Source organism: Pseudomonas sp. NPDC087697 (assembly GCF_044743155.1).
In the GTDB taxonomy this organism is placed as follows: domain Bacteria; phylum Pseudomonadota; class Gammaproteobacteria; order Pseudomonadales; family Pseudomonadaceae; genus Aquipseudomonas.
The window spans coordinates 51,667-71,521 of record NZ_JBIUVW010000032.1 but is presented as its reverse complement, the minus strand read 5'-3'; the positions used below and the strand labels follow the sequence as shown (position 1 = coordinate 71,521).

Genomic DNA, 19,855 nt, shown 5'->3' with positions numbered 1-19,855 from the left:
TAAGCTGTTGCACTTCGTTTACGGCGTGCTCAAGTCGGGTCAACCCTTTGACCCGAAACTTGCGCTTGCCCGGTGAGGCTCAAGACGGTATCTACTTGGCAGCCATCAAGCGATTGACTTCGCTGCGGACCATATTGGCGTATTCCGGCGGTGACATGGCGTCCAGTTCGGAACGCACCCATTCAGACCATTTGCCTTTGCGCTTGGAGCGCTCGCCAAACAAGCGCGCTGCTTCGCCCTTGGATTTACCCAGGTTGCTCTGCCAGAGATCGAACAGACGGGACTTTTCATCTTCAAGCGCAGCGCGCTCGGCAAGGGGCTTGTCGGCCAGATTGAAGCTCATGGGAATTACCTGCTGCATAAAATAGGCGACATCTTACACTGTGGGTGGAAATTTCCGGGGGTGGATTTTCCAAGCGCGTTGAGTTTCAGGGCAAAAAAACTGCAACTTTTCCGCCACGCCTACACTCCATTGATCACTGCCCATTTACCTGCAAGGAGTCACCTGATGGCCCGAGAAACCCCGGCGCAAGCAAACGACGACCAAATCAAGGATCAAGTCTTCAGCGAGCTTCAAGTGCTGATCGAAGAGTCGGAGAAATTGCTCAAAAGCAGTACCTCACTGGTCGGCGAAGAAGCAGAAAGCCTGCGTGGACAAATCGCGCTGAAACTGCAGCAGGCACGCAATTGCGCGTCCAGCGTGCGTGAGCGTACGCAGCCGGTGGTCGAGTCGACCGAAACCTACATCGGCGGTCACCCTTGGCAAACCGTAGCGATCTCGGCCGGTTTTGGTCTGGTGGTGGGGTTGCTGCTGGGTCGTCGTTGAAGAAACAACACAGGCGAGCCCATCGAACAGCAAAGATCTAATGTGGGAGCGGCGGTGCGACGATTCGACTTGCTCGCGAAAGCGGACTGACAGTCAACCGAGATGTTGAATGTGAGGGCCTCTTCGCGAGCAAGCCCGCTCCCACAGGTTCTGAGTCTTAACTAATTGGCACTAAACCCATAGCTCGCCTTTTTTACCTCAATTACCCGCCAGTTCCCGCAATTGCGCCAGGGTTTGCGCATCGAGCGTGATGCCCCCAGCCAGTGACTTGGCCCGCTCGCGATGACGTCGGTCACCCGGCAAACGCCGCAGCCCCACAGCATGCATCTGTCTGACCAGTTCCTGGCTGCGTTCAGCGAAACTCTGGCCGGCGGCTTTGCTCGGATCGATCACGATCAGTAACTGGCCCGTCCACGGGGTTTTCGCTCCGGGATGATTGGACCAGTCGAACTCGAACGAGAAATTGCCACCGGTCAAAGCTGCCGCCAGCAGTTCGACCATCATCGACAACGCCGAGCCCTTGTGCCCGCCGAATGGCAGCAATGCGCCGCCCTCCAGAATCGCTTTCGGATCCTGTGTTGGCTGGCCCAGACTGTCCACGCCCATACCGGGCGGCAGACGCTCACCCTTGCGCGCTGCGATCTGCACGTCGCCATGGGCGATGGCGCTGGTGGCCAGATCAAACACTATCGGGTCGGCCCCCGCGCGTGGCGCAGCGAAGGCAATCGGGTTAGTCCCGAACAATGGGCGATCGGCGCCGTGCGGCACCACGCAGGTCATGCTGTTGACCATACTCAGCGCCACCAGGCCTTCATCGGCGAAAGGCTCTACATCCGGCCAAAGTGCAGCGAAATGGTGGGAATTGCGGATTGCCATGACCGCGATCCCGGCGCTGCGGGCTTTCTCGACCAATAACTTGCGACCTGCGGCCAGCGCCGGCTGGGCGAAGCCATTGTTGGCGTCCACCCGGACAAAACCCGAGGCCACATCCTCGACCACCGGAACCGCCTTGCCATTGACCCAGCCGCTTTTCAGCGTCGAGACATAACCCGGCATCCGGAATACCCCATGACTGTGGGCACCATCGCGTTCGGCGCCAGCACAGTTTTCGGCCAGTACCCTGGCGACCTCGAGCGACGTGCCATGTTGCAAAAAGATCTGGGTCAATAACTGCACAAGTTCCGCGAAACTCAGTGCAGGGGTGTCCGGATTGACAGCCATTTCAGGCGATACAGGCATCTGAAGCTCCACTTTTATTATTGAATAAGGGCAACAGCGTGAAATCGGGTTGCACAGCAACCGAAAAAACTTGCCGATTAAGTGCTGTTTTGCAGGTGATCTGTCAAGACTCAGAAGCGCGCAAACACCTCAAGCGATATGTACCGCACCTCAACACTTCGCCGACCGTAATGTTTTTCCTCACCCAAATACCCTGCCGATTGCAGCAGGGCGAGGAATCACGATGACTGCACCCACTCTCCCGTATTTTTTTCACGAAGCCGATATTGCCTCCTTTACGAGGGAGCCCGGCGCTCGGGAAAAAACGCTGGGATTTACCACCGCGGACCTGAAATGGTTGAAACGGGTGTATCTGCCCACCCACACAACGCGTGTCGACGATGCTCATCCCATGCAAGTCCACCGGTTGATCCTGACGCCACCACGCAAGAGGGCAATCCCCTTGGCCGGGGCCTTTCTGATGAGCAGACCTGCGGGGGGAGAAGTGACGCTCTACACGCCCTATAACGGTCTCACCAAACATGCGGATCTGGAGGACCTCAACAGTAAACTCATGGAATGGTTGAGCAATGCCCCCAGCAAGGACGAACTGCTGCGCTATCTCTCCATCGAACAACGTCATGTTTTACAGGCACGCAGCGAACCGATCATTTCAACAGAGCTCGTCGAAGGATCGGTGTTTCAGGACCAGGAAACCGTCATTGCGCTGAATCAATCACGCAACATCAGAACGATGTTGGCCGAACTCATCAAGACGCCGACGTTACAGTCAATGCTCGACGAGACACTGACTATCGCCCTGAACAAACGCTTCCCGGCACTGGACCAGCGTCACACCCGGATGGACAGCCTCGTCAGCACAGCCGTGCCTGTCACCGTGGACAGTCGCGGTGTCAATCGGCACACGGTGTCTTCCCTGTCGCTCAGTGACGCGGTCCTGCATTTTTACCTGACCAACACCTGGCCGGAAGGTGAGTTCCGAAGTTTTTCCAATCCAGCACATGGCGTCAGCAGCAACGACGACAATCAGGCCTGGGAAGCGACCTTGAAGGAGGTCGCACAGAGTTTGACGCCGCGCCTGCAAAGCTTGCTCGACACCTTCTGGAACAGCCCGATGAGTACCGCAGACTCACGCGCGGATTTTTTCGCCCAAAGCCTGCGTGATACGTACTGCGTGGACCTCTTGCTCAAGCATCAACAGCGGATATTTACGACTGAAGAACACCAGCAGTTGATGGCTGTTTGCCGCGCCGGCACTACCGTTCCATTGGCGGCGAGCCCTTCGATTCAGGTCGAAAAATTACGCGTCACTGCCCTCTACAAACATTACGTGGAGCTTGCCTCCACCCTGATGATCAGCGTTCCCGACGTGCCGCAGACACATGCCTTTCTGTACAGCCCATCTCGAGGTATTGAGAGCAGCACCGACCTGTCACAGATCCAGAATATCGTGTTGAGGATGATGAAAACCGAAGGGCATGAAGACAATCTGCTCAACTTCCTGGCGTTGGAGGAGCGCGCTACCTTCCTCTCACTGGACCCAAAAGAACGAAAGATTGTCGGCGTACCGATATCAGGCCCGGTGTTTCAGGACTTGATGACCGAGATCCTTGCCAAGCAGGCGCAAAATCTACAGTTCGCCTTGAGCCGCTACCGTGAAGCGCAAGGCACCGTTGCTCTGGATGCCCTGCTGGATAACGCTCTGGATGTACGGACGTTGATCGACCAGCGTCTTTTGCGCGCCGACGCCGACGGCCGTTGGAGTACGCGTGCAGATCAGCGATGGAATAACCAACCGGCCACCGTGCGAGCAGAGTCGGCGAAACAATTGTTGGCGCAACTCTCCAGCATCGGCGCATCGCTTGATCTTGAGTTCGAAAATAACCTCGTCCTGCCACAACAACCAACACGCTTCGAGGACGTGCAAACCGTCATCGCGCCGTTTCTGAGCCTATTGACACCGAAACTGGCTCATACCCTGTCTGTCGCCTTGCGCAGCGAAGTCAAATTGCGAACTTTAAACCGCACGCTATCGGCTGTGGACCAGACCATTATCACCACCGTACTTGACAGCCCTGTACGCTTGCAGCGCTGGGTATTGAACGGTTTCCTGCCTGATGTTTTTTCACTGGCAGTCAAGGCCGGCACCGCCTCGACCTTACTGCACCTGGCCAATTGTTTCATGCTCACGGAGCGCGGCGGTCTGGACCCACATCATTCAGGACAGGCCATTTTGTGGACCCCGGCCTTTGGGTTTGAAGCATTCGGTTCATTGACGCCGCTGAAGGCTGAACTCCAACGACGTCTGCTCGATCCGGATGAACACTGGGGACTTCTGGAAAACCTTGGACGTTACGAACGGACTGCTGACCAGACGTTCACACTGGCGCCCTTGCAACTGGTTCACGAGAACTTCCTCGACCATCTGCAAAAACCCTATGCCCTATTGGACCGCATATCGATTGAGCAGGCGCTTGCTTCGAAGCTCCCTGAAAACACCCTGAAAAAACTGCTGGATTTGATTGCAGCGAGCGTACCGATCACCGGACTGAGTCGAGGGATGGGCATTGCCCAGTCCTTGATCACCCAGCAAAAATTACCGGCATGGTTGGCGAAAGCATCCATCGGCGATCAAGTACTGCACGCCGAACTGCTTCAGCAATACCTGGCCAATGCCGATGACGACAAGGATTACCTCAGCGGCCAGACCTCTCTGACGCATACCGCTCACGCTGAGCTCCAGAAGCGACTCAAGACGGCCTTCAGACAACATGATGTTGATCCGGACAACGTCGAGTTGCAGTTCAGCCCGCACCTGACCGCCACAGGTCTGACCCAAACCCTGACAACCTTTGCGCTGACTCATTTTGATGAGCTCAATGTCCTTCCGATCAAGAAGATCACGTCACTCACCGAGGCCGCACTTCCCGCAGGAATGAACGCAGACTATGTGAAAAAACTGGTCCGCAATTTGAAACTGGGGGAGCTCCAGCAGTCGGTCCTTGAAACGGCGTTCGCATCGAGCAATGCCAACGCGGCGTCGTACCGAACCCTGTTCGCCAAACAGTTACCCTGGCAACTGCTGCATTACGCCCATTCGGAAAAACTCCAGGAGCGCCTCAGCGAGCGCGGGTTCAACCTGATTGCGCAGATTATGAACATGCCGGACACCATCGCCCGTGCGGCGCTCACAGGCGCGAATGCATTGATCCGCCCGCTTGAGCTGGTCGCCACACACGGTGCGCAGGCGGCCAAGGCACTCGGGGTTTACCTGATCGGACCTGGCCCGGGAAAAGACGGTCCGCATGTTCTCCTGGCGCCCTACAGCAGCACCCACGGGATCAAGGAATACGAAAGTGAAAGCAGCCTGTTGGCCGAGCTCAATACCACGGGGGCGCTGCAGGACTGGGTGCTCAAGTGCCTGTCGACGCCCGTCCGTGCTACCTATAAGAACCTGTGGGCTTCAACGATCAACGCGTCCAGCGATATCAAGCTGGCGTCCAATCCGATCACCGGAAACCTGTTCAGTCAGTTGTTCGACGACAATACAAACGTCCTGACACGGTTGCTCGGCACTCAGTCAGACAGCGATGCCAAGAGTGAATGGCAAACCATAAAACACGTCTTCGGCGAAGGCCTGGAACAGGCAGCAACGTTTCTCAGCGGAAAGCTCGCCTACCCGATCACCGTCTGGAATAGTTACCGCGATATCAAAGCGTCTGCCGAAGACCTTCAAGAACACAAATGGGGCAGCGCCCTCAAGGCGTTCATCAGTGGCATTGCGCAATTGGCGATGTTGCGCCAATCGATGGAAGCACCGCCGACTACGGCTGTGGCCGAACCCGAACCTTCGCTGGAAGTATCCACCACGAAGCGTCAATGGCAGGACATCGACATCACCGCCGCCGAACGAACCCGCCTGCAGCGTCATGAAAGTATCGACATCAATCTCCAGTCACTCACGCCTGCCTCGGCATCGGGGCTCTACATTCATCCAACCACCAAAAAGTACTACGCGCCGGTTGAAGGCAAGGTGTATCGCGTTGAAAAGCGTGGCACTCCCTGGCGCATTGTCAGTGATCGCGGCGTGGGTCCCCATCTGCTGCAGAACACGTCAAAACAGTGGATTCTCGACCCACCGGCGCTGGCTCCGCGCTACGGAATGCTCAGGCGGCTTAAGACACGTACCACCCGTCAGGCGGCTATGAACGTAGAAGCGACCGGCATGCACGCCATTCGCCAGCTCAATCCGGTCAGGGCGCGGTTGATTGATGAAGCGCTGGACCTGGCGACCACTTATGCCTGGAACAGCCATCGCAACCTCCAGCTGATAAAGACCAGCGCGGTACAAACGACACGCGTGCATCAACTGATCAAGGACTTCCTGGGTGTGCCGGCGGTACTGCCCGACCATGTGACGCAGCTCGAAAAAATCATCGGCGAGGTTTTTGGCGCTTTATTGGACCCGGACCTCAGGACGGTGGATTCCGAACGTTTTGTTACGGGCACGAGCCGTGATGACCCCGAGAGTGTATTCGCCTTTACCATCCCGAATGACGCAAGGAAAAAGCTCTACCTGCTGGAGAAATTTTTTCTCCCCAGGTTCGATCACTACCGCAACTACATGCCTGATCCTGCATTTGCCATCAGCGCCCATGCCCGTGCGGTAACGCTGATCCATGAGCTCTCGCACCTCGTCAGCAACACCGAGGATATTGCGTACATGGACTCCAGCAAGCCCTTTGTCGACCTGCTGGGGACGTTCAGTCCACGTGCGCAGCTGCTCAAGCGCCAGCTGGGGGAACTCCAGCAAGAAGCGCTATCGAGCCGGTCGCCGCTGAATCAGCTCTTCAAGATTTTTAATCCCGGCAGCGGCGATTGGGAAGACTTGGGCAGCACTACCTACGAGAACACTGCCGAGGCGCTGAAACATGTTCTGACACTGACAGGACAACAGACTCTACAGGCAGCCCGCTCAACATTCATGAACGATTCAAACGCGAGGCTGGCAGTACAACTGGGCAATGCCGACTCCGTTGCCTGGCTTATCAGCCACCTGGGGCGCCAACTGGATATCAGTACGCCTTGACGCCAAAGACCTGCGCACCGCCGCCAGCCCTGAGGCCAAGGCACTGATCTGAGGTCAGTGCCTTGGTGTCGAGACAACAAGGCCAATCACACAGGCGCTGTTGATCATTTTTCACGCCTTTTATGGGTAATGCCGATCAATGTCCTGCTTGCAGGGTGTTTGAGTAAAAGACTAGTTTCACGTCGCTTTGCATTGGCTATGACATTGGTTCTCGTCGACTGCCCGTGAAGGTTAGAATGCAGGAAATCAGGATGAGTCAATGAGCGAAGAAGCCCTCTGGGAAGCAGAATACGACGCCATCACAGACGCGGCGGCTCATTGGTGCATGCGTCTGCACGCCAGTGACTGCACCGCAGCCGAGTGTCAGGCGTTCGAGCAATGGCGTGATGCCCATCCACTGCATGCATTCGAATACGAGGCGATGCTGGAGATATGGGATGTCTCGGAGCACCTGCCGCGCCCTGAAAACCTTGCCCCTGCGTCACAACCGAAATTTCGTTCGCGCTGGCGTACATTGGGCATGGCCGCCGCAATCAGCGCGTTAGCCTTGCCGTTGGCCGCCTACACCGGTTGGGAGCTGGGCTGGGTACCTGATTCCTACGAGCACTTCGAAGCCGAAGGAGCATTGCGTCAGGTGACCCTGAGCGATGGCAGCCAGGTCGAGCTGAATCTGGGCACGGTGCTGACGTACAGCAACTACAAGGATCAACGACGGGTCACGCTGAAACAAGGCGAAGCCTTTTTCCGCGTCAGCCACGACAGCCAGCACCCTTTCGTGGTCAAGGCTGCAGAAGGCCAGGTCCGCGTCACCGGTACGCAGTTCAACGTCTGGAAATATCAGGATCAGGTGCGCGTGACCCTGGTGGAAGGTTCGGTGCTGGTCACCAGCAACGATGCCCTTCGCGGTGACAGTTTACGGCTCGATCCAGGCATGCAGGCGCGCTACAAGGGCGGGGACTATCAACCTCAGATCAGTCCGACCTACGCCAACGATGCCTCACTGGCCTGGCGAGATGGCAAGCTGGTGCTGAATTCCCTCGCGCAACAAGCTGTAAAACGCTGAAGGGCGCAACCTTGGGGCTCCGAGAAATGCGCAGTACTACGACGTAAACCAGAGACTTCGGCGCGTGCAGGCTGCGATCTTTTGGGGCAGCCAACGCTTAACTGACTGGCATTAGGGGCGCGGCCTTACTTCTAGCCCAACCGTAGGCTACCTGCAGCTGACGGGAATTTGCCTTGGCAAAGTAACGATTCAGGATGAAAAAAACTTAACCGTCCACCCCCCGGTAAACCGGGCATCTCACCTTGCGCTGACGTGGTTCCGACAATTTTTCTACATTCGAGCCTTCATTATTTGCTCAGCTCATTCTTCATTCATCAATGAGAGCGCCCATCACTTTTTCCTGATCAGGCTCTGAAAAGGAGTTATTGCATGTACAACTCGCAACTGCCAACGGATGGCAACCCTGCGCCAAACGGTTCGCTGAATCTGGACGCCGGCGCGTTCGCCAAAAACGCCGACCGCCACAATAATGAGCGCATCAGGCAACTGCTCAAAAGCTTCGGCCTGCGAACCAGCCTGATTCGCCTGAAAGTCATCGACGCTCTACTGACCGCCGCCGAGAACGATCATCCTCTGGGGGTGCGAGGCGTGCACAGCCACTTGCTGGACCTGGATATTCCCCTGTCCTTTCTCAGCGTTCGCGAAGTGTTGAAGCGACTGTGCAGCGAAGGCGTGATTGTCTTGAACGAGGACAAGAGCTACAGCCTGCACCCACAAGCTGCCGCCGTGCTCTACGGCAAACAATGATGCATTGCCGCGTCGCTTAAGGTTTGACCTTGCGACGCATCACGCCGTTGATCACCACCACGATCACCGCCACGCCGATGGCGATGTACTGGAACAGCTTTTCGCTGATCATTCCAGCGTTCTGCATATACGACAGACCAATCATGATCCCCAGCACGACAAGGGAGATCAGAATCGAATATTTCAAACGTTGCGACTGGGTCATTGCGGGTTCCTGAACCTGAAAATGTGTATCCGGTTTGTATCCTGATGCATGCCAAGCCCCTACGCTTCTTCGGGGATGAGCGGCTGCAAGCGGGGTCTCATGTTACAGCCCATGAAGCATTTTGGCTGCATGCGGTTCAATCGATGAGGATTTAGAAATGTTCCGTCGAATCACTGTGCTGATTCCCCTGCTGATTATCCTGACCATGAGCGGTTGCGTATTTTTCCCACGCGAAGGTGGCTGGCATGGCGACCACCGCTACTACCATGATGGCTACTACCGCCGTTGACCTTTATTAAAGGGGGGGCGTTCATATCATTAAGTGCTCCCCGCCCTCAATGTTAGACAGGCACTTATAACTCCAAGATAAAAGCCCGCCGCTGAGCGGGCTTTTTCGTACATGGGCTTTACACTTAGGTCTGTAAGCTAACGCCCTCAACATAAGTCACCACTATTACCCGACACAAGACCTCGAAATAATGCGACAACTATTATCCCCCACAAATCAATAATTTGGCTTGGCTTATTACCATTCCAGACTACTCTCAACTTCAATGCAGAACTTTCACACAAGTCAACATACAAACTTTGGAACTTTATGCTCAAGCCCGTCATCGAAATCGGATCTTTCCGGGCGCTAGGCTTTTGCCTTGCGATTACATTTTTTGAACTTCTGACCTATATGGCCAGCGACATGATAATGCCCGCCATGTTGGCGGTGACCGAAGACCTGAATGCCAGTACGAAACATATTCCGTCGGCCTTCAACTTGTACTTGCTGGGAGGCGTTCTTTTGCAGTGGCTGATTGGCCCGTTCGCGGATTGTTTCGGACGCCGAAAAGTACTCTTGATTGGCTGCGCAGCCTTCGCCGTGGCGTGCGTCATGACAGTCTGGGTGCAGGGTATTTTTGCATTCAACCTGTTGCGCCTGCTTCAGGGCATGGGATTGGGGTTTGTCATCGCCGTCAGTTACCCGGCGCTTCAAGAGGTGTTTTGTGAAGCCGACGCGGTTCGGATCATGGCCGTGCTGGGTAATGTCGCCCTGCTCTCTCCACTCCTTGGCCCGTTGGCTGGGAGTCTGATGCTGAAATGGATGACCTGGCGTGAGCTTTTTCTCATGCTCGGCGTTTTCGGCTCCGTAGTCTGGTTTGCGCTTTATTGGGTCATGCCGGAAACCATAGGTGTCCTGCGTCAGGACGGTACACGGCTAAACCCCACGCCATTCAGGCTGCGTACGATAGCCCTTCGATACATCGCCCTGCTCAGGAACCGTCGATTCATCTGCGCCAGTGTCGCGCTCGGGCTGATGAGTGTGCCCCTGATCGCCTGGATCGGCCTGTCACCCCTCCTGTTGATTCAGGGACAAGGGTTGTCCGTACTTGAGTACGGGCTGTGGCAGGTCCCGGTCTTCGCCGCCGTCATCATCGGCAATCTGCTGCTGAACCTGATGATTTCCAGAACCACTCTGGAAGGCTTGATCCAATGTGCGCTCTGGCCATTCTGCGCAGGCCTTGTAGTACTCATCATCGCCAGTCGGTTTTCCCTTTCGATCCCGGTTCTGGTCAGTGGCCTGATGCTTTACGGCATAGGTCTCGGGATGAGTAATGCAGCGCTGTACCGTGCGGCGCTGTTCACCAGTGACGATAGCAAAGGATTGGTCTCGGCCATGGTGGGGATGATCTCCATCGCACTAATGGCCGGCGCAGGCTCAGTGTTCGCAGCACTGGGCGCTGGCGACGACCCGGGTTACTTCGCCCTGACAATCGGTATCGCAGGACTTCTGGCACTGGTGCCATTGCGCTGGTTTCTTCCTCCGGCTGGGCCCGCGTTCTCCCTATAAATAACTCAATCAAAAAAGGACTTTTGATGATTCATCTACCCTACACCGATGCCTTGTGTGCATTGCCACGGCCGTATTGCCTGGACTCTGTCCCGCAAGGGTTATTCGACAACTCGATGCGCGAAATCAGCCTCTTTCATAGCCACCACACGCCAGGTTATGAGCATTGGCTTAAGGCCAACGGCCTGAGTGCCCGTGCGCTGGATGAGCTGGACGACTGGTCGCGCTTACCGCCGCTGTACGCCAACTACTTCAAGCAACGCCTGCTACTGAGCCCCACCGGGCAAGATGCCCTGGAGCTGACTTCTTCAGGTACCAGCGGCCAGAAAAGCCGCATGCGTTATGACGTACGAAGCCTGACGGCAGCGCAGAACATGGTGAGCAGGATCTTCGAGCATTACCACTGTAACAGCCACACCCCGTGCAACTACCTGTTGCTCAGTTACGAACCGGTGGGCGCAATCAGCCTGGGAACTTCCTATACCGACCAATTCCTGTGCCAATACGCGCCGATCAATCGGCGGGTCTACGCGCTGCGCGCTACAGGCAGTGGCCACGAGTTCGATGCATTCGGCGTGATCGAAGCCCTGCGCCAGTTTGCCAATGAGGGTTTGCCCGTGCGCATTTTTGGCTTTCCGGCGTTTCTTTGGCTGGCCTTGCAAAGAATGAAAGACCTTGAGGCACCAGCGCTTGAGCTGCATCCCGATTCGCTGGTGTTCCTTGGCGGTGGCTGGAAAACCCGGGCGAGCGAGGAAGTCTCCAGGCAACGGCTTTACTCCAGCATTTCGCAGCAGTTGGGGATAGACGTCAGTCGTTGTCGCGACGGGTACGGCGCTGTCGAGCATGCCGTGCCCTATATCGAATGCGCCAACCATCACTTTCATGTTCCGGTTTATTCAAAGGTGTTTATACGAAACCCGTCCGATTTCGCCGTTCAACCCTATGGCAAGAGTGGTCTGTTGCAGTTGGTCTCACCCTACATTTCATCAAGCCCCGCGCACTCTGTGGTCATGAGTGACCTGGCAACCCTTCACCCCGGTGCAACCTGCGGCTGTGGCCTGGCCACCGACTGGTTCGAGCTGCATGGCCGCGCCGGAACCAGTGCCAGTCGCAGTTGTGCGATGGCCGCCTCCGAACTGATAGGGAGAGTTTGATATGTACCTGATCAACGGCCAACTGCACGACACCCTCACACCAAAAGCCGCCCTCGACAGGCTGCTGCCAGGATTGGCGCAACAACTGGAGCAACCACCGACCAGCGAAAGGGTCCTTGAATGCGCGGAGCTTTTCGCGCAGAAACTGCAGACCCACCAACACACACTTGAACTTGATGAAGGGCAACGCCAGGAACTCATCGCGTTCTGCCAACGACGCACGCTGAGCACCAAACTTGAGCGAGAGTTAGGTGTACAACCGCAATCGCTACGGCGCATTGCCTACGACCAACAACCTTTTGAAAACTGGCACCCGCTAGGACTCGTGGTGCATGTCACGCCTGCCAACGCTCCATTGCTGGGGTTCTGCGCAGTACTTGAAAGCCTGCTGGTGGGCAATATCAACTGGCTGCGTCCAAGCGCCAGTGACAATGGCCTGAGCGCGCAATTACTGGCGGCATTGCTCGACTGCGACCCTGACGGGTTGCTGGCCAACTGTATCGCCGTACTACCTGTAGACATCGCTGATATCGGTCTTCTATGCGCTCACGCCGACGGCGTCAGCGCATGGGGAGGCGAAACAGCGCTCAACGCCATTCGCCTGCAGATTCCCGGCGGTTGTCGCTGGATCGACTGGGGACACAAGATCAGTTTTGCCTACGTGTCGCCTGAAGCGATGTCGCCCTCAGCGCTGGATATCCTGGTCGATGAGGTTTGCCGACTGGACCAACAAGCCTGCTCCAGTCCGCAGTGGCTTCTGGTAGACAGTGATGACCCGCAAACGCTGTACGCCATCGGCGAACAACTCGCCAACGCCTTTGAACGCCGCGCAAAGCGCTGGCCAGCGTTAGCTCCCACACCTCAGGAAGCTTCGGAGATCACCACCCGAGTGGCCTTCGCGCAACTCGATCAGAGCTTTGCCGATCAAACGGGACACGTCTGGTCCGGTGAGGGATGGCGGGTCATTTGGGAGCACCATCGCAAGCTTGCGCCTTCACCGTTGTTTCGTACGCTGTTGTTACGGCCAATGCCACAGGCTTTGGTTGCCGAATCGTTGCTGCCGTGGCGGGCGTTTCTGCAAAGCTGCGCGCTGATCAGCACACCCGCGCAAACGCCGGGTTTGGTCAGGAAATTGCTGAGTGCCGGGGTCAATCGAATCGCACCGCCCGAGCTGATTCATGAGGGCTATGCGGGCGAACCCCATGACGGCGTTTACGCCCTGTCACGCATGACCCGCAGGACCTCGGTAACCTTGCCACCGCAGTTATTGGCCAACCGCGCGACACTGGACCAGCGCCCTTGCGCGCCTGCAGGCTTGAACACCTGTGCGGTGATGAGCAAGGCGGATTTCATCGCGCAACCTTTAGCGCCCGAGGCCCAACTGTTTTTTCGCTCAGGTGGCACCAGCGGGGTTCCAGCCTTGGCCGGCTTCAGCTATCGAGACTTCAACCGGCAGATGCGCGCGGCGGCTGACGGCATGTTCGCCATGGGGTTGACCCCAGGCGAAGATCGGGTGATGAACCTGTTCTATGGCGGCAGCCTTTATGGCGGGCTGTTCAGTTTCTCCAGGATCCTCGAACAGATGGGTGTCACGCACTTCCCCATGGGCAGCCCCAACGACGACGATTTCAGTGAAATAGCCCAACTGATCGTGAGCCAGCGCATCAACACTCTGATTGGCATGCCAAGTACTTTGCAGCGCCTGTTTTTCAATGAGCAGGATCGCCTCAAGGCCTATGGCGGGGTGAATAAAATCTTCATGGGCGGTGAACATCCTGGCGATACCAGCCGGCGGCTGATGGAGAGTTGTGGGGTCTCGACGATTCGCTCCGCACTCTACGGCTCTGTCGACGCCGGCCCTCTCGGTCATGCGTGTCCTGCAACCGTAGATGGCGTATTTCACCTGATGAGCGACACCCAATGGCTTGAAATCGTCAATGTCGAGCACGACGTTCCCGTCGAACCCGGCGAAGTCGGCCGTTTGCTCTTTACCTCGCGGGCACGCGAAGGTCAGACGATCAACCGTTACGAGGTCGGGGACCGCGGGTGTTGGGTACCGGGGCCCTGCCCTTGCGGCCTCGACACACCTCGATTTGAACTGCATGGAAGACACGGTCGGCTGCTGCGTGTTGCCTCGGATTTTGTCTCGACCCGCGATCTGGAAGAAAAAGCCGCCACTGAACTACAGCTGGTCCTTGATCACGACTCGAATGGAAACGAACGCTTATTGGTGCGTGCAGAACACGATCCGCACACCCTGCGTCAACGTTTGCTGGAGATCCCGGTTATTTCAACGGCCGTGAATAATTGCCTGCTGGAACTTGATGTTCAGCGGTGTGCTCCACACCGGTTCGAGCGCAACAAGCATAGTGGCAAAGCCCCCTTGATCATTGATGTGCGAAAGAACTTCCCGGCTCACTGACGCCACCATAAAACCACATCGATAAAATATAAAGAGCACACACTAATGAACATTAGCTATTCATTTGAAGAGATACTTTCGCACTCGCGAAAGCACTCACGTTATTACAAAACGCACTTCAGATATCTGCCGGAACATCACTGCACTGTCGAAAAGTTACCGCTGACTATCGCCTCGGACTATTGGAGTGGCAGCGCTAACTTGAATACCTGGCCGGTACTCACGGGCAAAACCGAAGACGCCCTGATTTATAAAACCGGTGGTTCAACCGGCCAGGAAAAACTGGCAGCGTACACACGCACTGAATGGCAGAACATGGTGACTCACTTCGGTAACGCCCTATCGGAACAGCTATGCGACGGTGACCGGGTTGCCAACCTGTTCTTTGCCGGAGACCTGTACGCCAGTTTTCTGTTCATCCATGACTCACTGGCACATGTGGGCCCCTCCATCTGTGAGTTTCCATTTGCCGGAAAGGTCGACTCCGCTGACCTTGCTACGGCCGTTGCCGAGCAGCAGATCAATGTCCTCGCTGGTGTGCCGGCACAACTTCTGCGATTTGCCGCCTACCTGATCGAGCAACACTGCGTCCTGCCACAGGTAACGACGGTGCTCTACGGCGGCGAAAGTCTGTTTGCCGCTCAATTGTCGATGCTGGCGCAGGTCTTTCCCAAGGCACGCACTGCGTCTATTGGCTACGCCTGTGTCGACGCCGGCCTCGTAGGCGCCAGCACCCGAGATTGTGAGGTCGGAGAGCATCGAGTATTCGATGGGCAGACGGTGGTGGAAATTGTCGATGAACACACTCATGAAGTCATCGAAGCGTGTAACCGTCCTGGTCAATTGATCATCACCAACCTGACCCGCAAGTTGATGCCACTGCTGTGTTATCCGGTCGGTGATCGCGCCTGTTGGCGCGAGCCGAGCGGTACCCCAAAACGCAAGTTCGCCTTGCTCGGACGTAGCGAGCAAAGCAACCGTATCCGCATCGGCGTTGCATCATTGTTTCAGGAAGAAATGGGCGAGATCCTTCAACGTTTGGCCGATTGCTGGCAATGGCAGTTAGTGATCGAAAGTGTCGGGGTCAAGGATCGAATGAGCCTGATGTGGGCACCTGCGCAAGGCTCAAGCTCAATAGAAACCAAGACCCGGGCCATTCACGCAGCGCTGCTGGGGCAGTACCCGGAAATCAACCAGATGATCGGCAATGGTCAGCTTGAATGTGTGGTCAGACCCTGCACGGCAAGCGCACTGCTGCTGCATCCGCGCTCTGGAAAACAGCGCCGGATCGTTGACCTGCGTGTGTATAGCGCCCCTCAGCGGGAGCCCACTCCATGAGCACAGTAAGACTTCGACGCTTCAAGCAAGCGGACTCTGCAGCGGTCAGTGAGTTGTTTCGCCAGGTGTACGGGGAAAATTATGTACAGCCCGATGTCTATCTGCCGTCGATGATTGGCCAGCACAACGCCGACTACCAATGGTACTCAATGCTCGCCCTGGACAAGGATCGCATCGTTGGCCACGCGGCACTGTGTCGAGACCCACAGGGTCGCGATCACGCAGAATTTGCCTTGAGCCTTGTGCACCCGGCAGCCCAGGGAAAAGGCATCGCCAGCCGATTGGGGCGTGAACTGCTGCGGCGTGCAAGGCGACTCGGACTCAAGAGCGTCTCGATCAAGCAGGTCACCCATCATCCCTACACTCAGCGGATGGCGCAAAGACTCGGTTTCAAAAGCATCGGGCTGCTTCCCGACTATGTTCCTTCACCCTTTGGTGAGCCCTGCGAGGAAAGCGTTGTCATTGGCTATCAAATGGTCAAAGGGCATGCGCGTCCGTTACCGCAACTGGAATGGCCACAGACCTGTTCAAATTTCATGGGGCAGCTGTCTGCATCATTCGGCACCCAACATGACACGCCATCGCAACGGTCTTATCCCATGCAGATAAGCCAACATCATGAGCGTGTGGAGGTCGTCCTTTACCAGCTGGACAAAAGCATACTGCTGCAATTGGGACAGCTGCCCAGGCACTGGATGGTCTCGATCAAGCTTGATCTATCGCGGCATTTTCCACGAAACCTGCACACGCTCTCCGCCATCAACTTCGTATTTACCGGCCTGATGCCCGCACCCGCGGCGTCTGGCTGGTATGCGTTGTTTCATCGTGGCGCAAGACAGCGGCCAGTCAGTTTTTACTGCCCCCACATGCAGCAACTGCATGACACGTTACTCCACCAGCGGTCAGACGCTTCTTGCACTCAGTGACCTGAATCTCTGCGCACCAGCCCGTTACCCGGCTGAGCGCAGAGCTGCACCAGCCAGTCGACAAACACCCGTACCCGCAGAGACAACTGGCGGTGTGGGGGATAGAGCGCCGTCAGGGGCAACCCTGGCGGCGGCAAATGTTCTAACACCTCGCACAAACTGCCCTCACGCAACTGCCGTGCGACGTGGTAATACGGCGTCTGAACCAGGCCATAACCCGCTTCACAGGAGGCCAGGTAACCATCGGCGCTGTTGACCGCAACCTGTTTGGGCAAGTCCACCAGACGCACGTGCCCATCAATTTCAAACTCCAGACCGAAGCGCTTGCCGGTCGTGCTGGAGAAATACTCGACCATCTGATGCCCCGCCAGGTCTTCCAGGCACCGCGGCGTGCCCTGGCGTTGCAGGTATTCAGGACTGGCGCAGGTGACCTGATCAAGCATCGCCAGCGGTCGCGCCACCAGCGACTCGTCCAGAAACGAGCCACCGCGCAGCACACAATCGACGCCCTCGCGAATCAGGTCGACCGGACGATCGTTCAAGCCAATTTCCAATTCGATCAGCGGGTAACGGCGGGTAAATTCCGGCAAAGCCGGGATCACCAGCAAACGACCGATGCCGGCAGGCATGTCGATGCGCAATAGACCGCGCGGGTTTTGCCGGGAGCTGGAAAACGCCGCCTCCGCCTCATCCAGATCAGCCAGAAGGCGCACGCAACGTTGGTAATACGCCGCGCCATCGGCGGTTGGACTGACGTGCCGCGTGGTGCGCTGCAACAGCTGGACACCCAGATGCGCCTCAAGCTGCTTGATCAGGATAGTCACCGAGGCACGAGGCATTTGCAGGCTGTCAGCGGCCCTGGCAAACCCTTCCAGCTCGACAATGCGAGTGAACACACGCATGGCATTAAAACGGTCCATTGCTCTTGGCTGCCCGATGATTATTTAGAAATTACTAACAGTGATAGCGCTTTTAGCCGGTTTATCTTGTTTTTGTCGAGCGCAACAATGGGCCCACATCGAAAAAGGAGCGACACCATGCACACTCGTCAATTGGGCAAAAACGGCCCTCAGGTTTCTGCGATCGGTCTGGGCTGCATGGGCATGACCGACTTCTACACCACCGGCGGCGATACCTCGGAGGCACTGGCGACATTGCATCGTGCAATGGAACTGGGCATCAATTTTCTCGATACCGCCGATATATACGGCCCCCACACCAACGAAGAGCTGATCGGCAAAGCCATTGTCGGCAAGCGCGATCAGGTGTTTCTGGCCAGCAAATTCGGCATTGTGCGTGACCCGCTCAACCCGACCGCGCGCGGGGTCAACGGCCGACCGGACTACATCCGTGCCGCCATCGACGGCACGCTGAAACGCTTGGGCGTAGAGACCCTGGATTTGTATTACCAGCATCGCGTCGACCCGGATGTGGCCATCGAAGAAACCGTGGGTGCCATGGCCGAACTGGTCCAGGCCGGTAAGGTGCGCTACCTCGGCTTGAGCGAGGCATCAGCGAAAACCCTTGAACGAGCGCATAAGGTTCACCCGATCAGCGCGCTGCAAAGTGAATACTCGCTATGGAGTCGCGATCAGGAGCACAACGATTGCCTGGCCACCTGCCACCGCCTGGGGATTGCTTTTGTGCCGTACAGCCCACTCGGCCGAGGCTTTCTGACCGGTGCCCTGAAAAGCCCCGATGACTTTGCGGCGGACGATTACCGGCGCTTCAGCCCGCGCTTTCAGGGCGAAAATTTCAACAGGAATTTGCAGTTGGTTCAGCAGGTGCAAACGCTGGCAGCGGATAAAGGTGTGAGCGCAGGACAACTGGCGCTGGCCTGGGTATTGGCGCAAGGCGATTACCTGATCCCGATTCCGGGCACCAAGCAACGCAAGTATCTGGAGGAGAATGTCGCGGCGCTGGACGTTGTATTAAGTCCGGAAGACTTGTCGGCGCTGGAGGCGATTTTTCCGGATGACGCGGTGCTCGGGTCGCGCTATCCGCAGGCCGTCATGCAGATTCTCGATCGATAACACCGGCATCGCATAGGTATTTACACAACTTTGAAATACGGTGAAGGACTATGTCCGTAGCAGCTGTCGAGCCTGCGAGGCTGCGTTCGGCCGCGCAGCGGTCGTAAAATCAGGCGCCGCGTTCTTTCCGGCAAACCGTGTACCCAGGATTTGCGAGGACTTCGTCCTCGAACGCAGCCTCGCAGGCTCGGCAGCTGCTACAAGAGCTGGAAGAGCAAGATGTGTAGATACTTATGACCAGCATCGGCAGGCCTGTTCATGTCGTTGCTGACGGGCCTGTTGCGCTTGAAGATCAGGCTCTGCCGTTGACACCCTTGGTGTTCGGAACGGCGGTGCCATTGCCCATGCCATACGTCTTCAGGTTCTGCAGGACGTAAATCGCCTTCTTGTACTCGGGAATCAGGTGATTGGCGTACTGGTTACCTTTGAGGTTGTTGTTCTGGATGGTATCCAGCTGCGTCGCGAAGTACTCCAGCGCATTGAATTTTTCATCCGGGTTTTTCTGCACGCCAAAACGATCGAACTTGTCGCCGGCGTTGAGCAATGTCAGGGCCGTGACATCGGTGATCAAACCCCGATCCCGCAAAAAGGCGCTGACGTTGCCGAGCTGTTTGACCGTGACTGTCTCGGGGTCGAATCCCTTGAAGTTCTTATAGAGCCTCTGCTCGTTCATTTTCGCGGTGTTCAGCGCCAATGGATCGTTGCCCACCAATGCGAGCATCTGCTTGACCTTGACGCTCTGCGGCACGGGCTTACCGTTCCCGCCCTCGCGAACCAGTAGTCCGGCCTTGCTGGTCCAGCCACCGACATTACCGATTGTCATGAGCGCGCCCCTGTGTGCACACGTCCTTGTAAGGCGACCATAAAAAGTCCTTATTCAACCGATGGAATTGCGCGCAAGTATCAATGTGCCAGCGCCCCTCCACCTACTAATATTTCTGTTTTTTACAATTCTTGTACAATTCGGATACAA

The 19,855-nt window shown here is 56.6% G+C and carries 15 protein-coding genes and 1 pseudogene; 11 read left to right on the top strand and 5 right to left on the bottom strand.

Going from position 1 to position 19,855, the window contains the following annotated elements:
* Window positions 1–91: 91 nt before the first annotated feature.
* Complete coding sequence (locus tag ACIPIN_RS20250; protein ID WP_262111038.1) at window positions 92–343, bottom strand: hypothetical protein; 252 nt, start codon at window positions 341–343, stop codon at window positions 92–94.
* A 165-nt stretch (window positions 344–508) separates the two neighbouring features.
* Here ACIPIN_RS20250 and ACIPIN_RS20245 point away from each other — a divergent pair, with 165 nt between their 5' ends.
* Window positions 509–826: a YqjD family protein gene (locus ACIPIN_RS20245; RefSeq protein ID WP_401121333.1), complete on the top strand. Its 318-nt coding sequence runs from the start codon at window positions 509–511 to the stop codon at window positions 824–826.
* A 198-nt stretch (window positions 827–1,024) separates the two neighbouring features.
* On the opposite strand, the gene ACIPIN_RS20240 is transcribed toward ACIPIN_RS20245, so the two are convergent.
* A complete protein-coding gene (locus ACIPIN_RS20240) occupies window positions 1,025–2,065 on the bottom strand; it encodes an Ldh family oxidoreductase (protein ID WP_401121331.1) in 1,041 nt (346 codons plus the stop codon).
* Between the two features lie 223 nt (window positions 2,066–2,288).
* On the opposite strand from ACIPIN_RS20240, the gene ACIPIN_RS20235 reads away from it, so the two are divergent.
* The 3 genes and pseudogenes from ACIPIN_RS20235 (at window position 2,289) to ACIPIN_RS20225 (ending at window position 8,964) form a co-directional block, all read left to right on the top strand.
* On the top strand, window positions 2,289–7,154 hold the full coding sequence (locus ACIPIN_RS20235; RefSeq protein WP_401121338.1) for a dermonecrotic toxin domain-containing protein: 4,866 nt from the start codon (window positions 2,289–2,291) through the stop codon (window positions 7,152–7,154).
* A gap of 259 nt (window positions 7,155–7,413) precedes the next feature.
* A pseudogene (locus ACIPIN_RS20230) lies at window positions 7,414–8,196 on the top strand (FecR family protein); the annotation flags it as partial.
* 390 nt (window positions 8,197–8,586) lie between these two features.
* Entirely contained in the window at window positions 8,587–8,964 is a 378-nt protein-coding gene (locus ACIPIN_RS20225; RefSeq protein WP_401121329.1) for a fe2+ zn2+ uptake regulation protein, read from the top strand.
* A gap of 16 nt (window positions 8,965–8,980) precedes the next feature.
* On the opposite strand, the gene ACIPIN_RS20220 is transcribed toward ACIPIN_RS20225, so the two are convergent.
* On the bottom strand, window positions 8,981–9,169 hold the full coding sequence (locus tag ACIPIN_RS20220; protein WP_401121328.1) for a hypothetical protein: 189 nt from the start codon (window positions 9,167–9,169) through the stop codon (window positions 8,981–8,983).
* A 157-nt stretch (window positions 9,170–9,326) separates the two neighbouring features.
* Between ACIPIN_RS20220 and ACIPIN_RS20215 the strand changes: the two genes are divergently transcribed.
* From ACIPIN_RS20215 to ACIPIN_RS20190, 6 genes are all read left to right on the top strand, one after another.
* A complete protein-coding gene (locus tag ACIPIN_RS20215) occupies window positions 9,327–9,458 on the top strand; it encodes a hypothetical protein (RefSeq protein ID WP_401121326.1) in 132 nt (43 codons plus the stop codon).
* 309 nt (window positions 9,459–9,767) lie between these two features.
* Window positions 9,768–11,009 (top strand): MFS transporter, encoded by a 1,242-nt coding sequence (locus ACIPIN_RS20210; RefSeq protein WP_401121325.1) that lies wholly within the window; start codon window positions 9,768–9,770, stop codon window positions 11,007–11,009.
* A gap of 26 nt (window positions 11,010–11,035) precedes the next feature.
* Window positions 11,036–12,163, top strand: coding sequence for an acyl-protein synthase (locus tag ACIPIN_RS20205; RefSeq protein ID WP_401121322.1), 1,128 nt, complete (start codon window positions 11,036–11,038; stop codon window positions 12,161–12,163).
* Window position 12,164: 1 nt separating this feature from the next.
* The gene (locus tag ACIPIN_RS20200; protein ID WP_401121321.1) at window positions 12,165–14,585 is read left to right on the top strand and encodes an acyl-CoA reductase; all 2,421 of its coding nucleotides are present in this window, start codon (window positions 12,165–12,167) and stop codon (window positions 14,583–14,585) included.
* A gap of 45 nt (window positions 14,586–14,630) precedes the next feature.
* Window positions 14,631–15,923 carry an AMP-binding protein gene (locus ACIPIN_RS20195; protein ID WP_401121319.1) on the top strand — a complete coding sequence of 431 codons (1,293 nt, stop codon included), beginning with the start codon at window positions 14,631–14,633 and terminating at the stop codon, window positions 15,921–15,923.
* Window positions 15,920–16,849 carry a GNAT family N-acetyltransferase gene (locus ACIPIN_RS20190; protein WP_401121317.1) on the top strand — a complete coding sequence of 310 codons (930 nt, stop codon included), beginning with the start codon at window positions 15,920–15,922 and terminating at the stop codon, window positions 16,847–16,849. Before ACIPIN_RS20195 ends, ACIPIN_RS20190 begins: the two co-directional genes overlap by 4 nt.
* On the opposite strand, the gene ACIPIN_RS20185 is transcribed toward ACIPIN_RS20190, so the two are convergent.
* Entirely contained in the window at window positions 16,843–17,769 is a 927-nt protein-coding gene (locus tag ACIPIN_RS20185; protein WP_401121315.1) for a LysR family transcriptional regulator, read from the bottom strand. The genes ACIPIN_RS20190 and ACIPIN_RS20185 overlap by 7 nt on opposite strands.
* 117 nt (window positions 17,770–17,886) lie before the next feature.
* Between ACIPIN_RS20185 and ACIPIN_RS20180 the strand changes: the two genes are divergently transcribed.
* Window positions 17,887–18,882 carry an aldo/keto reductase gene (locus tag ACIPIN_RS20180; RefSeq protein WP_401121314.1) on the top strand — a complete coding sequence of 332 codons (996 nt, stop codon included), beginning with the start codon at window positions 17,887–17,889 and terminating at the stop codon, window positions 18,880–18,882.
* Window positions 18,883–19,174: 292 nt separating this feature from the next.
* On the opposite strand, the gene ACIPIN_RS20175 is transcribed toward ACIPIN_RS20180, so the two are convergent.
* Window positions 19,175–19,705 (bottom strand): hypothetical protein, encoded by a 531-nt coding sequence (locus ACIPIN_RS20175; RefSeq protein WP_401121311.1) that lies wholly within the window; start codon window positions 19,703–19,705, stop codon window positions 19,175–19,177.
* Between the last annotated feature and the right edge of the window lie 150 nt (window positions 19,706–19,855).